Genomic DNA, 14,035 nt, shown 5'->3' with positions numbered 1-14,035 from the left:
GTGAGGGTGCACGCCCACCCACGGCCCCGTCAGGAGCGCACATGCGACACGGAGACATCTCCTCCAGCCCGGACACCGTCGGAGTGGCGGTGGTGAACTACAAGATGCCGCGGTTGCACACCCGCGCCGAGGTACTGGCGAACGCGCAGGCCATCGCACAGATGGTCGTCGGCATGAAGAGCGGCCTGCCGGGGATGGATCTCGTTGTGTTCCCTGAGTATTCGACGCAGGGCATCATGTACGACTCCGACGAGATGTACGAGACCGCATCGGTGATCCCCGGCGATGAAACCGACATCTTCTCCGCGGCCTGCCGGGAGGCGAAGACATGGGGCGTCTTCTCGATCACCGGCGAGCGGCACGAAGACCATCCCAACAAGCCGCCGTACAACACGTTGGTGCTGATCAACGATCAGGGCGAGATCGTGCAGAAGTATCGAAAGATACTGCCTTGGACGCCGATCGAGGGATGGTATCCGGGCGGTCAGACCTACGTCAGCGACGGCCCGAAAGGGCTGAAGATCTCTCTGATCATCTGCGACGACGGCAACTATCCGGAGATCTGGCGGGATTGCGCGATGAAGGGCGCCGAGTTGATCGTGCGCCCGCAGGGCTACATGTACCCGGCCAAGGATCAGCAGGTGCTGATGGCGAAAGCGATGGCGTGGGCGAACAACTGTTACGTCGCCGTTGCCAACGCGACCGGCTTCGACGGCGTCTACTCGTACTTCGGCCACAGTTCGATCATCGGGTTCGACGGCCGCACGCTCGGCGAATGCGGCGAGGAGGAGTACGGGATCCAATACGCCCAGCTGTCGCTGTCGACGATTCGCGACGCGCGGCGGTACGACCAGTCGCAGAACCACCTCTTCAAGCTCCTGCACCGCGGCTACACCGGAGTGTTCGCCGGCGGTGACGGCGACAAGGGGGTCGCGGAGTGCCCGTTCGATTTCTATCGCAACTGGGTCACCGACGCCGAGGCCACACAGCGGGCCGTGGAGGCCATCACCCGCGACACCATCGGCGTCGCCGAGTGCCCGGTCGGAGAGCTCCCCACCGAGAAGGTGATGGAGGCCTGACGTAGTCCTCGAACTCTTGGCGGCGAGGTCCGGGCGACGGGCGGACCGACGCCGGTCACCACGATTCCCCCGCATCGGGCAGCTCCTCCTGCCGGCGCGCGATATCGTCCGAGGGTGACCCGCATCGCGCTCGTCGGAACACTGGTCCTGCTCACCGTCGGCGCGGTGGTCGGAGGTGTTCTCGGCCCGTGGGGATGGTTCGTCGTCGCGGCGGTGCTCGGATGTGTTGCGGCAGTCGGTGTCTACGATCTCGCACAAACCCGACATTCGGTACTGCGCAACTATCCCGTGCTCGGGCACATGCGCTATCTCCTCGAAGCGGTCCGGCCCGAACTGCAGCAGTACTTCATCGAGCGCAATGTCGACGGTCGTCCGTTCGACCGCGATGTCCGGTCCCTGATCTACGAGCGAGCGAAGGGGACCGCGGCGGAGCAGTCGTTCGGCACCGAACGCGATCTCGACGCCGACGGGTACGAGTACCTGGTCCACTCGATCGCGCCGGTCGACCCGCCCGACGATCCTCCGCGCGTACGGATCGGCGGTCCCGACTGCACGCGGCCGTACGACATGTCGCTGTTGAACGTGTCGTCGATGAGCTTCGGGTCACTGTCGGGTAACGCGTTGCGGGCGTTGAACTCCGGGGCCGCAAGCGGTGGCTTCGCACACGACACGGGCGAGGGCGGACTCACGCCGTACCACCTCGGTGGTGGTGACGTGGTGTGGGAGATCGGATCGGGCTACTTCGGCTGCCGAACGTCGGAGGGGCGTTTCGACGCGGCACAGTTCGCGGAGAAGGCCGCGCACGAGGCGGTGAAGTGCCTGTCGCTGAAGCTGAGTCAGGGCGCCAAGCCCGGCATCGGCGGGGTGCTGCCGGCCGCCAAGGTCACCGCGGAGATCGCCCGCTATCGCGGTGTCCCGGAGGGCCAGAAGTGCGTCAGCCCGGCCGGTCACGCCGAGTTCTCCACCCCCCGCGGCCTGGTGCAGTTCATCGCCCGGATGCGGGAGCTCGCCGATGGCAAGCCTGTCGGGTTCAAGCTGTGTGTCGGGTCGCGCGTCGAACTCCTCGCGATCTGCAAGGCGATGCTGGTCGAGAGCGTCACACCCGACTTCATCATCGTCGACGGATCCGAGGGCGGCACTGCCGCAGCGCCGTTGGAGTACGAGGATCACGTCGGGCTCCCGCTGACCGACGGCCTGATGACCGTCCACAACGCCCTCGTCGGTGTCGGTCTGCGCGACCGGATCCGTGTCGGTGCCAGCGGCAAGGTCGCGACGGGCTCCGACATCGTGAAACGCCTCATTCAGGGAGCCGATTACACCAACTCCGCCCGCGCGATGATGATGGCGATCGGCTGCATCCAGTCGCAGCGGTGCCACACGAATCACTGCCCCGTCGGCGTGGCGACGCAGGATCCGGCTCGTGCCCGCGCGCTCGACGTCACCGACAAGGGCCACCGGGTGTTCCGATACCAGCAGGCCACCGTCGCCGAGGCGATGCGGATCATGGCGTCGATGGGTGTCACCGATCCCGCCGCGCTCCACCCGTCGATGCTGCGCAAACGCCTCGGCCCGGTGTCGCAGCAGGCGTATTCGGAGATCTACGAGTGGCTCGAGCCCGGCGAACTCGTCGCCGACACCCCGGCGAGCTGGGCCGAGGACTGGCTCCTCGCCGATCCGGACACCTTCACCCCGGCCGCGTTCAGCCGCTGACCGCGGCGGGTTCGAGCTGTCGCGAATAGCACTGTGCCCGGCTGAGAGTGATCAGCCGGGCACAGCGATGGCGTGTCACCGCTTCGGGTGGCACTCCCTGTGGTGGTCGCGGATCGGCGTGCGAGCCGCACGCAGTTCCTTGAACTCCTCGCGGTGGGTCTTGCGGAAGGCGCGGATCTCGGAGCGTCGCTGATCCTTCGGCAGGGTGCGCACATGAGCGAGCTCGGCGGCGAGGTCGGGATGACGTGCGAGCACACCCGCGATCGCCGGTGCAGCCTGTGCGACGGCAGCCGCGCGAGCCTGCGGTGTGCACTGCGCCGGGGCGGCCGAGGCGGTGGCGGCGGGAATCCCCGCGGCCAGACCCACGCCGAGTGCGACGGCTGCCGCCGCACCCACCCGTCGGGTCCAGAGAGTTGTGTGTCCGGTGGCTGTCATGGTTCTCCTCAGGTGTCATCGCTGTGATGCACGGTCGAATCTCGCCCGGAATCCTGTGCTGAGCCTGAGAACGTCGGAAATGTCGTGAAGGTCTTCAGAGGTCCTTCAGGTGACGAGTCTGTAGGGGTCAGACCGCACTCCACGGCGCGTAGGCCCAGCCCACGAACGTCCACGCGCCCAGGTTCGCCGACGGCAGGATCTGGTTGTCGGTGCCGTCGCCATATCCGGGGGCGAAGCCCTGCACTCCACCACTCTCGTAGTCGCCGTTGCCGATCGAGATGTCGACGTGGCCGCCGTCTTCGCCCTGCGAGAACACCAGCGCGCCGGGTGGCGCGGGGAGCGTGGTGTGACCCTGACCTGCCGCCGCGAGTCCGTTGTAGAACGCGAGGGCGGCGTCATGCGGGATGCCGTTCGCGGTGGTCTTCCCGAATGCGGCGTCGACGAAGTCCTCGCAGCCGTACTCGCCGAAGTCGTTGCTGTGCAACAACGTCGCGCCGCGGACCAGCGCCACTCCCCCGTTCGCGATCGCCACGGCGTCGCTGATGGGGCTGTCGGCCTGCGCCGCGGGTGCGACCGCGCAGGTGATGGCCATGACCGCACCGACGGCGGTCACGACGGCGGCAATTCTCTTCGACGACACGATGCGAGGCATACCTGCACGGTTCCACCGAGTGAGCCCTCTACGGCCTCTGCGACCGATATCGACAGGTGTTTGCCACGAGACGCCCAGATTGCGGGTGCGTCTGCGCGCTTTGCCGGGTCCGGCAGTCACTCTCGAAGGTGCTCACACGACAACGCCCCCGCTCCGAGAGGAGCGAGGGCGTCGCGTTTGGGCGTGGCTGTCAGGCGTTGGCCTCGTCGCGCTTGGGGAGGACCCAACCCGGTCGCACGTAGTGGCAGGTGTACCCGCCGGGGTTGCGGATCAGGTAGTCCTGGTGCTCGGGCTCGGCCTGCCAGAACGGGCCGCTGGGCTCGATCGTGGTGACGGCCTTGCCGGGCCACAGCCCCGAGGCGTCGACGTCGGCGATGGTCTCGCGCGCCACCTTCTCCTGCTCGGGGGTGACCGGGAAGATCGCCGAGCGGTAGCTCGAGCCGCGGTCGTTGCCCTGACGGTCCTTGGTCGTCGGGTCGTGCGCCTGGAAGAAGAACGCCAGGATGTCGCGGTAGGTGGTCTGCGACGGGTCGAACACGATCTCGACGGCCTCGGCGTGGCCGGGGTGCTTGCGGTAGGTGGCGTGGTCGTTGGTGCCGCCGGTGTAGCCGACGCGCGTGGAGATCACGCCGGGGCGGCGACGGATGAGGTCTTCCATGCCCCAGAAGCAGCCGCCCGCCAGAACGGCGGTCTCGGTGCCGGTGGCGGTGGTGAGTGCTCCGGTGTCGGTGGTCATCGTGTGTGCTCCTCTGTGCTCGAGTCGGACGTGGTGTCGGTGGTGAACAGTGCGCGGTACTCGCCATAGCCCTGGGCCTCGAGATCGTCGACTCCGACGAACCGCAGCGCCGCGGAGTTCATGCAGTACCGCTGGCCGCCGGCGTTGCGCGGGCCGTCGCCGAAGACGTGGCCCAGATGACTGTCGGCGTTGGCCGAGCGGACCTCGGTGCGCTTCATGAGCAGCTTGCGGTCGCTCTTGGTGGTGACCGCGGCGTCGTCGATGGGCTTGGTGAAGCTCGGCCAGCCCGTTCCACTGTCGTACTTGTCGGTCGAGGAGAACAAGGGCTCACCCGACACGACGTCGACGTAGATCCCGGGCTCGTGGTTGTCCCAGTACTCGTTGGCGAACGCCGGCTCGGTGCCGTCCTTCTGGGTCACGCGGTACTGATCGGGCGTCAAACCGCTCACGGCGTCGTCGGTCTTCCGATAACTAGTGGTCACAATTGCCTCCTACGAAGCCGCTGGCTGCGGCGTCCTCTGACTCAACGTACGAGGCGCAGGTTTTGGTCCCGAGCTGCGGAAGTCCTAGCCGGCGCCATTACCAACACCCCAAGCCCCGGCAAGGACAGGCTTGACCACGGGCAGCGCGCGCGCATGCCAATCCGATCGCGTGTGGCAGACCGGCACCGAAACGACGTAGTTCGGCTCTACACTTCCGGACTTAGCGCACGAGATGTTTCGGAACGCGTTGGGCTCGGAAAATCCACAGTTCTGCGCAATCTCAGGGTTGCGAACGTGCGCACTCGACCGATCGGGCTGCGAGTAATGCTAGCGTGCGTGTTTAGCAGAGGCTCCCCCGCGCATTTCGCACCAAGCGGCGCTTGAAGCAAACCCGCGGTCGCGCGTGGCCAGGCACTCTCGCCACGCCTAGACTGTCGGTAGTGGGTCTCCCCAGACGTCAGCCAGCGCCGCGACCGCCGATTCGAGCTCCGTCCCTCTTACTGAGGCTGCTACCGTGAGCCGGTGACTCTCTAGCCGCTCCCAGACAATCAGAGCCTCGGGCTGCGTGAAGAGAAAATAGGTGAAGTCTTTTTCGTACTCGGAGCCCGGGCCGTAGTCCGTTAGCGCATGCGCGATCTGATCCCGATGAGCTTCCACGAACGCCCGGAGCACCTCGGTGTAGGTACCTGTTTCCACATCAGCCAGAGCAGCTTCGATCTGATTCAGTACATGCATCGACAAGTCGCGCTCACCGAATTCTGGAGAGAACGTCAGGTACCACCGTTCGGCTTCTCTCAGGAAGAGAGCGTTACGGTACCGGGGGTCTGCAATGAGTTCGTTCATGGCGTCGTCCACCTCCTCGTCGAACATCTCAACGAGCACCGACAGGCGAGCGATCTTGCGAGCGATAGCTGGGGATGGGTCGAGGACAGGCTTGTAGATGAGACCATGCTCCAGGTGAGACCAGACGTCCTGCGCCTGAGTGCGGATCTGGATTTCGCACTGGATTGACTCGCCGTCGCTGGTCGTGGTGTCCGCGAGTCCAACCTGGACGTGCACCCCGGAATACTGCAATTTTCGCGGGTCGCCCGTATACGGGGACTTGGCATCCGTAGCTAAATGGATTAGATCGAGCGGACTCGCCTCGAGTACCGCTACTATTTGACGGACATCGGCCAGGGTTTGAACGGTAATTTGTGCGCCAACCTTGTCGGTCGTTTTTTCCCAGCAATCGTCGCCATATTTACGAATTTTCTTAACAAAGCTACCGATTTCTTTCGTCCGAACCTTAATACGAGTGTGGGCTACCCCGTGCTCCGCGACCAAGCTGGTCAGCGCGTGTCTCAACTTTTGTTCGGCTACAACGAACCTTGGGCGCTCCTGGATATACCTGAGCCTGGCTTGCTCATGAGCGGACGGCTCAGTCATCTTGCGCTTGACGCTTGCCGCTCGCTCCGCCCATTTGTTTGACCGTATCTCGCAACTGAATAAGCGACGTATCTCCGTCCTGGCGTTCAACAGAAAGAGACCCATCTTGAAACATTTCCGGGGGAGCGTACACATCTGCGCCTCGTTCAGTGGTAATTCGGAGACGACGAATTTTTGCTTTTATTAAGGCTGTGTCTTTGGAGAACGACTTAGTAGGCAACCCTTCATCACGTAGGACGCCCAGAAACAGATCCTGATCCTCCGCGCGCAGATGAGCGGCTGCGAAGTCTTCTGAACGAATCATTTTGCTTCCGCTTTGCATTTCTGCTAGCAACGCAATCTCATACTGAGCATTTGCTTCAGGATCATTCCGAGTCCTCTGAGTAATGAATTTCTGTGCAGCAGTCAAGAATGTCTCCGTCTGCACGTCGGCTTGCTCACGGAACTGGCACCCAAGAAAAGATACGAAATATTCTGCCACGCCGCCAAAGCGCTGCTGATCATCCACCACGTAGCCATCGAACGAATCTGCATCTCTCGCCGAGAAGGCGCCGACCTTAAACACTCGTGTACCATCGCCAAGAATAAGGTCACGGAGATGCTCGGCTTTGTAGGTTCGCTGACCGTCGTCGTTGGTAGCTTGCTCGACTCGCATTCCCTCTTGGTGTTCCATTTTTGCTATCACTAAACACCGTCGCGAGCTAACCGTTCCGACCACGGTCATCACTAGGCCCCCGGGACTGACCGCTTTTTGCTCTTTATACAAGCTTTCTGCGATTTTGCAGCTGTGCGCTACTAGATTCTCTGACGAAGTCAGTAGTTCCTTAATCATCGCCGGGACTCCGGACGCGAGGTGAGGGTCCTCCACGACGGGTCGCGAATATCCCGCAAGACTCTGGCGAAGGCGTCTCTGAATAAAGGTCCGATCATCTTCGTTCAGCGAAATTGGCGCTTCAGAGTACAGAATTGCTTCGGACGCCTCGGTAGCCCTACCTTTTGGGATAGGATGCATTATTACTTCAGTTGGCCGGAACGTTCCCGCTTCGAACTTGACCACTTGCCCTCCTGCATCAAGTATTCTTGGCACGATGATTGCACTAAATCCAGGCCATACGAGGCAGGCGCGCCGAAGCAGGCTACGAAAGTGAACTGCAACATCCGACTGGTTGGGCTCAGTTCGAGGCGGACCTGCGACATCCAGCGGGCCGCACACGTGTCGGCCCGACTAAACGACCACGAGATCCATAGACGCTGACATGACCAAGAATAAGCCGCCGACACCGTTCCAACTTCGTGGACAACTGATGCTGCAAATTTCTGCTGGCCGCTACTTTCGGCCCGATATGGAGGTACGACAAAGCCTTCACCGACGCACGCTATATACCAACGTGTGGCTACCGGATCCCCTGTCCGTAAGTCTGCCAGTCGGCACCATTACGGGGTCGACCGAGTTCGCTTCCGTTTCTACGGTGATGATTGAAGCGGTTGACCGGCTCGAAGCGCAAAAATTCGATGGCAGCGCTTCGCTACTAATCGCGACAGGCGGCGATGAGCTGATCGACGATGTTGCATATGTCACGTCGTTCGCGCTAAATCGCACGCTCAGCCGCAACGCTGATCAGGTTCATCGCTTGGTCGGGGCGTCCGACTCAGCTGGTCAACACCACAGCGCTGCCAGCATGTTTCCCGGTTTGTTCGACGAAGCGCAGGCCGTTGGCGGGACCGAATGGGATGGCGTCCGGACGTTCATGACCGATCTGATCTCGCTCGGACGCCAGGACTTCGCGCGTTGCATGAGGGTCATCCGGACCAGTGTGGATGCGACGCGACGCGCCATCGATGACCCGACTGGCGCATATACCGATATTGTCGCGGCATTGGAATCACTCGGCGACGACCACCTGAGCACTCCGGCGACATGGGATCGCTACGATTCAACGAAACGTAAAATTATTGACTCTGCGCTGAGCCACCTCGACGCCGCCGACGCCGCGCAAGTACAAACTGCAATCTTAGAAGCGGATCGCGCGGGTCTTAAACGACGGTTCGTCGCGTCTACCCTCGCCCGGATCTCCCCCGCCTATTATCGGGAGGAGGCTTGCAACGCGGTTCGGCCGCCGCGGGCGGTCGATCTTGGGCGAATGTTGGGGATTGCGTATGACATTCGATCGCGGCGAAGCCATGTCCTGCAGGATCTTGGAGCGGAGGCCTGGCTTCTCGCCGACGGCGCGGAGACGACTTTTGAAGTCAAGTTCGACCGGATTCTCACCCTGGCCGGTCTGTGGAGACTGACCCGCCACGTCCTGATGCGTTTCGTTGCCGATGCGCCAGTGAAAGAGCCCGAAGCCTGGGACTATTGGGACGCGTTGCCGGGTCAAGTTCGTGTGCAACTAGCACCTCAGTACTGGATCGGCAATGCAGAAGCCTTTAGCAAGATGAGCATCGCGAGGTGGTTTAATGGTGCAGTCGAGGCCTTGTTGTCGTGGCGTTCGGGCAAGAACGACGACGGCTTCAACCTCTCAGCCGTGATCGAAAAAATCGAGAACACAGTGCCACGATTACCAGACGGCGACGCTAAGACCACAATGGTGGCGCTGTACGTGCTCTGGCATGATTTGCTGCACCCGCAAGACCGCAGCACCATTTCGGTCGAGTTCATCGAGGAGTACGGGCATTGCCTCGACTCGCCTACCCCGATAGCCTTCACTGTCGGCGTTCTTTGCGACCATCGAATCCTTCCATCTTGGACTGCTGACCAGTGGTCAAGACTTGCTCTGAGCCGCCACGCCGCTCGGTGCACGGGTAAGGAAGACCCACTTCCGGCTGCCATCGACTCACTGCTGCAGCTGGAGGCCGCCGATCAAATGGAGGCAGCTGGCCGACACGAGGAGGCGGTAGTATTGGCCGCTCACGCCGTCGAGGAATTACCAGGCAATGTGGCCTTACTCGCGTGGGAACAGCGAATGTTGTCCGGTGATCACGACCCGGACTTCGCCGCGCACGAACTTCTATACGGGTAGAAGCACGAACGCTAATTCAGACAATGAAACGTTGACAGCCTCGCGGGCGTACAAGGACGGACCGAATGCTTACACAAGTGCTATCGCATTGCGCAAGCACAACTAAGATAGGCCTATCAGACTATTTTGATAGTCGCATCTGACTACAAGGCCACATACACGACCGATCTCATGAAGCGATTACTTCTTCTGCCGTCGGATTTTCTTGTCGGCATCTGAGAATTCCTCGCCAATGATGCGGTCCGCCATCGTGCGACAAAAATCTTCGTTCTCGTAACCCTGGTCGCCATCAGTCGCGACGATGTTCCCGTTGACAATTAGCGGCCATCCCCAGGTGCAATCGGCGCGCTCGATGATGACTCGTTCTGCCATGTCAACTCCAAACGTTGTAGTGCAAGAAGGGCAGTTTGCCCGATACGCCCGATGGCGTCCGATCGTAGGCGCCGCGACGAGGGAATCCCCCGCATTGGGCGATCCTCCAGAACGCACGCTCGATCTCTGCAACAGTTCGTCAGTCCTAGGCGAAGCGCACAACACGTGCGGACGCAAACCATCGAGCTCTCACTTGGAGCCGCTCACGACGCAGCGAGCCGCGCCTAAAGCCAGGCCCCTACCCCGCCGTGTCCAGAGCAGGTACCCCGCCGGTGCTGGCTGAACGAGTAGGTGCCGTCCTCGCACTGCGCGGTCGCGCCATCGGGTGCCGAGTTGCCGGCAACCGGGCTGTGAATGCAGTTGCCGTCGGAGTTGACATACGAGTCGCCGCCGCAACCTGAGCCGGAGTCATTGCCGGCGGCCGGCGGTGCCTGATACGTCGTTGTGGGCGGCGGGACGTACGCCTGCACCGGCGGAGGCGCCGGCCGAGACTGGGTTGTGGGCGGTGCAACCGGCGACGGGATGGTTGACGTCACCGGCGGTGTCGCGCCGCAACCGGTCAGGACGCGGACCATAGCGTCCTTCTCGGGCTGGGTCACCCAGAGCTTGTAGACCGCCTTAACGTCTATCTGACGCGAGACATAGGTGCACCGATACGACGTATTCGCCGGCAGCCATGTCGCCGCGTCACCGTCACCCTTCCGCTCATCCGTAGGACCATCGGTCGCCTGCAGGTTCCGCGGATCGTTTGCGAAGTCCTGGCGCTGGGTGATCGAAAGCCGTTGCGCTCCTGTTTGCCACGCATCCGACAGCGTCACCACGTGATCAATCTGAACCGCTGACGAAGCAGTTCCTCGTGTCAATGCGATTGCCCGCCCGGTATACGGGTCGGCGAGCGACCCGGTAAGGACGGTGCACCCGTGCGAGCCTGGCTTCATCACGGTCGCGGTGAGGTCGCGGCGCAGGATGTCGTTGCGGGTGTCGCAGCCGTTGTGGCCGGAATCGACGTCGACGTCATCGGTCCAGGCTTGGCCGAACATGTCTTGGCCGTAGCCGGTCTTCGGTGCCCGGCCCTTCACCGGCAGCGCCTCGAGCTTGAGAAGTGCGGCGTTCGCAGACTCTGCGGAGTTCACAGTCGTGGCGACCGAAGCCACCGCCAAGGTCGGCTCCGGTGTTGGTGTCGCCGATGTGGTCACCGCCAAGGGCGTGCTCGAGGTGCTGACGGCGGCCACCGACGCGGTCTTGCTGCTGGTGTCTGCATCCTGCTTCGGGGCGACAATCCCAATGACCAGGAACGCCGCGAACACCGCGGCCACGATGAACGGCCACTTACGGCGCTTTTTTGGCGGCTGCGGCGGAAGCCAGCTGGGGAGATCGCCGGGGCGGTCGAAGTTGAATCCGGACAGATCCGGCGGAGGCGCAGACACGATTCGTTGGCTTTCTGGCACGAGGGAGGCGGGACGCGAGGTGTCCCGAACACTTGTATACGTGACGCCGCACACGCCGTTACATCAAACTGATCCAGGTCACTCGCGCGAGCGCCGGACCTCTCCAGCTGCCGACGATGCACCTGCGACAGGTCCCAGGCTGACCGGGAACGCTAAAGGTCAGGCCTGTAAGCCTCGCCACTCGGAACTGAGCCGGCACCTGCAGGCGAGCTACCGCGCACTATGTACGAAACACGCCGCAAAGTGTCTCGAAGTCCTTTAACCATTTGAGCGGAATCTGCATAACCGGCGCGGGCGCTCGCTGACATCCACCCGCCTTGACGAAGGCCAGGCTTGGCGATGAGGCCTTAAGGAGCTACGAACCACTCTCTGGCAATCGACTCAGGATGGTTCAGCATTCGGCGGGCGGCACGCATAATCGGACTGTCGTGCCGTTCAAAGTAGTGGTGTCGCCGGTAGGGATTCGACTTGGGTCGAACTCTGTGTGAGCGGATCAGGTCACTTGTTATCTTGCGTGGAGAGCACGACGTCGAGCCAGGTGGTGGAGTACGGCCGGCCTCGCATCCAACCCCCTGGCAGCAATCGCGACATGTCGACTTGGTGCAGCCATGCCGGAGCATTCAACTCCTTTAGGCCCGTGACCAGGTAGGCGTCACCTTTCGGCGCTGGGTACCCTAGCCGCTCCAACGACAGACGAGTGGCACCTTCCCACTCACCGACGCGAGCACACAGAGCCAAACGCGACCCTTCAACTGTCGGTCCGTACAACAACATCAGTGGGCCGTCCAACGCTCGCTCGCCCCGAGCCACCGCCCCTCGACGGTCGCCGCTCCGAACGTTGTAGAGGCCTGAGTGACGAATCCATCGCCAGTGCGCATCCGAACGCACGTAACCGAGAAGCACACCTGTGTCGGCCGGAGGAAGTTCGCCGATTGGTGGTTGAGCCATTGGGTTGTCTGTCCCGTCGCCCGCATAAGCGAGCGCCGACCAATAAGTCGCCCGTCGATGCCGGGTTCCTGATGCCGCGACGTGCCGTATCGAGCGAGCTACAAACTCAGCCAGCCTGTTCGTGTCCTGTCGACTCTCATCGGGCCGTAGAGGAAATGCGCCGAGTCCAGGCAAGAACTCATCCTCCGCGAAGGCGAACTCGGCAGTTGTTGAGCCGGGAAATAGAACGTACGAACCGGCGGAGGCTCGGATCGCGTCCCGATAGGCATGCATCTTCAAGAGATCTGTTCGCTTGCTCGCGCCGCTGCGGCGTTCCGACTCTTCCTCCTCACCCACCTCACCTGTTTGAAACGGGACCGACCAATCAACTCGATACTTCGCGTCAAAATGGAGCCATATCTCTTGCCCGCCCGGGGCGCGCACTAAAAGGCTTGCGTCGGGCCTCATCGGACGGGTCCAGCTGGTGTCGCGAAATACCTTGTTGTAGAAGAGATCGATAAGTATCGATTGACCAGCTTCGACGGTTTCGAACTTCAGCCGCGTCGTGGCATCAGCCCTTAGTACCAGAGACATCCCTGTGGCTGACGCCTGGAATAGCTCCTCCGCAACACTGTGGCCACCGCAGGTTTGCGCAACGGCTTCGGCGAGCCGAGTAAAGGTCCAGTACTCGTACAAGGAGGCAATGCTTCTGCGCGACACAAGGAGTGGATCCTCGAGATCGACCTCGAGCCCGACGGTACCCTCGACCAACGCCCACGCAGCGTAAAGCTGCCGATACCCTTCACGGCGACGCAGGACTGGGTTGTCACCCGGGAACACTGAAAGACGGGCGACTTCTTGGAATAACGGCAGGGCGAGGAACTCATCGAGAAGAACTACGAGGTCGCCAGCCTGCTCCACGCCACGGCGTTTAGCCGCGCCGCCAAGCGCATCCGCCTTGAGCACCACCTCAACCGCGAGCGCTCGCCAGCGCTCAAGCACGAACCGAACGAAGCGGTTCGCGATTGTGTCAACCGATTCCTCTGTCCGCTCAACGAGCAGAGTACGGGGCATAGACGAAACGGGCCCGCGCGGTGTTCTAACCCGGGCCCCAGCCTTGCCGAGCTGACTTCCTAACCTGGAGGATCCGCGCAATGGACGTCCGGGGGGCCGCGGCTCATGATTGGACTCCCACTCCCGGTGTGGATCCGCGAGGATCTGAGTAATGGCCCAGGAAAGATCAGAGCCAACGAGCAGCGACTGCAAGACGGCGAACTGTTGGTAAAGTAGGCGCGGAGAGTCGCCGGCCGCACTTCCGTACGCCCCGGAGCTTGGCGCAAACCCCAAATGCATTGCCTCTATCGAAAGCTCTGCCAAATCTGCCAACATCCGGCCAAACGCTTGTTCATCGGAGAACTTCGCGCTGCGCACGTCGAATCTCCCCCGCAGAACCGCACCAGCGTCGGTTGTGACTAGAACGGACACAACGCCAACCGACTCTCCGGGGATCAGGCGACCGCCAGTGCACGAATCGTCATCGCAGTCGAACAACTCGGAGGGCTCTAAACCTCGAATACCCTCGTCCACATCGAATTTGAAGCGGTAGACACCGCCCTCCCTGAGGGTCACGGAGTTATCGCTCCCACCAACTTCGGGACGAAACTGAGTTGCCCTCGGCAAACTCGAGATGACGAGCCCGCCCCGCGCACCATCAGCCCCCGCTAGCACCACCACGGCTGAGTCCAT

Annotated in this window: 12 protein-coding genes; 3 read left to right on the top strand and 9 right to left on the bottom strand. The window is 62.2% G+C overall.

What is annotated here, in order from left to right:
• Positions 1-41: 41 nt before the first annotated feature.
• Both OG579_RS19125 and OG579_RS19120 read left to right on the top strand, forming a co-directional pair.
• Entirely contained in the window at positions 42-1,079 is a 1,038-nt protein-coding gene (locus tag OG579_RS19125; protein WP_045820844.1) for an aliphatic amidase, read from the top strand.
• A gap of 114 nt (positions 1,080-1,193) precedes the next feature.
• Positions 1,194-2,789, top strand: coding sequence for an FMN-binding glutamate synthase family protein (locus OG579_RS19120; protein WP_328857231.1), 1,596 nt, complete (start codon positions 1,194-1,196; stop codon positions 2,787-2,789).
• A gap of 75 nt (positions 2,790-2,864) precedes the next feature.
• Here the strand turns inward: OG579_RS19120 and OG579_RS19115 are convergent, their stop codons facing one another.
• The 6 genes from OG579_RS19115 to OG579_RS19090 form a co-directional block, all read right to left on the bottom strand.
• Positions 2,865-3,224: a hemophore-related protein gene (locus OG579_RS19115; RefSeq protein WP_328857230.1), complete on the bottom strand. Its 360-nt coding sequence runs from the start codon at positions 3,222-3,224 to the stop codon at positions 2,865-2,867.
• Positions 3,225-3,351: 127 nt separating this feature from the next.
• On the bottom strand, positions 3,352-3,876 hold the full coding sequence (locus tag OG579_RS19110; RefSeq protein ID WP_328857229.1) for a hypothetical protein: 525 nt from the start codon (positions 3,874-3,876) through the stop codon (positions 3,352-3,354).
• A 190-nt stretch (positions 3,877-4,066) separates the two neighbouring features.
• On the bottom strand, positions 4,067-4,612 hold the full coding sequence (msrA, locus tag OG579_RS19105) for a peptide-methionine (S)-S-oxide reductase MsrA (protein WP_045820840.1): 546 nt from the start codon (positions 4,610-4,612) through the stop codon (positions 4,067-4,069).
• Complete coding sequence (gene msrB / locus OG579_RS19100; RefSeq protein WP_328857228.1) at positions 4,609-5,094, bottom strand: peptide-methionine (R)-S-oxide reductase MsrB; 486 nt, start codon at positions 5,092-5,094, stop codon at positions 4,609-4,611. Before msrB ends, msrA begins: the two co-directional genes overlap by 4 nt.
• A 426-nt stretch (positions 5,095-5,520) precedes the next feature.
• A complete protein-coding gene (locus OG579_RS19095; RefSeq protein WP_328857227.1) occupies positions 5,521-6,522 on the bottom strand; it encodes a hypothetical protein in 1,002 nt (333 codons plus the stop codon).
• The gene (locus OG579_RS19090) at positions 6,515-7,534 is read right to left on the bottom strand and encodes a nucleoid-associated protein (protein ID WP_328859298.1); all 1,020 of its coding nucleotides are present in this window, start codon (positions 7,532-7,534) and stop codon (positions 6,515-6,517) included. Before OG579_RS19090 ends, OG579_RS19095 begins: the two co-directional genes overlap by 8 nt.
• A 244-nt stretch (positions 7,535-7,778) precedes the next feature.
• On the opposite strand from OG579_RS19090, the gene OG579_RS19085 reads away from it, so the two are divergent.
• The gene (locus OG579_RS19085) at positions 7,779-9,542 is read left to right on the top strand and encodes a hypothetical protein (RefSeq protein ID WP_328857226.1); all 1,764 of its coding nucleotides are present in this window, start codon (positions 7,779-7,781) and stop codon (positions 9,540-9,542) included.
• A 180-nt stretch (positions 9,543-9,722) separates the two neighbouring features.
• Here the strand turns inward: OG579_RS19085 and OG579_RS19080 are convergent, their stop codons facing one another.
• The 3 genes from OG579_RS19080 to OG579_RS19070 form a co-directional block, all read right to left on the bottom strand.
• Complete coding sequence (locus OG579_RS19080; protein ID WP_328857225.1) at positions 9,723-9,914, bottom strand: hypothetical protein; 192 nt, start codon at positions 9,912-9,914, stop codon at positions 9,723-9,725.
• A 224-nt stretch (positions 9,915-10,138) separates the two neighbouring features.
• Entirely contained in the window at positions 10,139-11,341 is a 1,203-nt protein-coding gene (locus OG579_RS19075; protein WP_328857224.1) for a DUF3761 domain-containing protein, read from the bottom strand.
• A gap of 519 nt (positions 11,342-11,860) precedes the next feature.
• Complete coding sequence (locus OG579_RS19070; protein ID WP_328857223.1) at positions 11,861-14,035, bottom strand: DUF2357 domain-containing protein; 2,175 nt, start codon at positions 14,033-14,035, stop codon at positions 11,861-11,863.

This window comes from Williamsia herbipolensis (genome assembly GCF_036153515.1).
Taxonomy (GTDB): Bacteria; Actinomycetota; Actinomycetes; order Mycobacteriales; family Mycobacteriaceae; genus Williamsia_A; species Williamsia_A herbipolensis.
This window is presented reverse-complemented; position numbering and strand designations above follow the sequence as displayed.

What these genes read in the sequence shown, in the direction of transcription:
- OG579_RS19125 (WP_045820844.1), top strand. Translation starts at nt 42, where the DNA reads ATGCGACACGGAGACATCTCCTCCAGCCCGGACACCGTCGGAGTGGCG.
- OG579_RS19115 (WP_328857230.1), bottom strand. Translation starts at nt 3,224, where the DNA reads ATGACAGCCACCGGACACACAACTCTCTGGACCCGACGGGTGGGTGCG.
- OG579_RS19110 (WP_328857229.1), bottom strand. Translation starts at nt 3,876, where the DNA reads ATGCCTCGCATCGTGTCGTCGAAGAGAATTGCCGCCGTCGTGACCGCC.
- msrA (WP_045820840.1), bottom strand. Translation starts at nt 4,612, where the DNA reads ATGACCACCGACACCGGAGCACTCACCACCGCCACCGGCACCGAGACC.
- OG579_RS19095 (WP_328857227.1), bottom strand. Translation starts at nt 6,522, where the DNA reads ATGACTGAGCCGTCCGCTCATGAGCAAGCCAGGCTCAGGTATATCCAG.
- OG579_RS19090 (WP_328859298.1), bottom strand. Translation starts at nt 7,534, where the DNA reads ATGCATCCTATCCCAAAAGGTAGGGCTACCGAGGCGTCCGAAGCAATT.
- OG579_RS19085 (WP_328857226.1), top strand. Translation starts at nt 7,779, where the DNA reads ATGACCAAGAATAAGCCGCCGACACCGTTCCAACTTCGTGGACAACTG.
- OG579_RS19080 (WP_328857225.1), bottom strand. Translation starts at nt 9,914, where the DNA reads ATGGCAGAACGAGTCATCATCGAGCGCGCCGATTGCACCTGGGGATGG.
- OG579_RS19070 (WP_328857223.1), bottom strand. Translation starts at nt 14,035, where the DNA reads ATGGACTCAGCCGTGGTGGTGCTAGCGGGGGCTGATGGTGCGCGGGGC.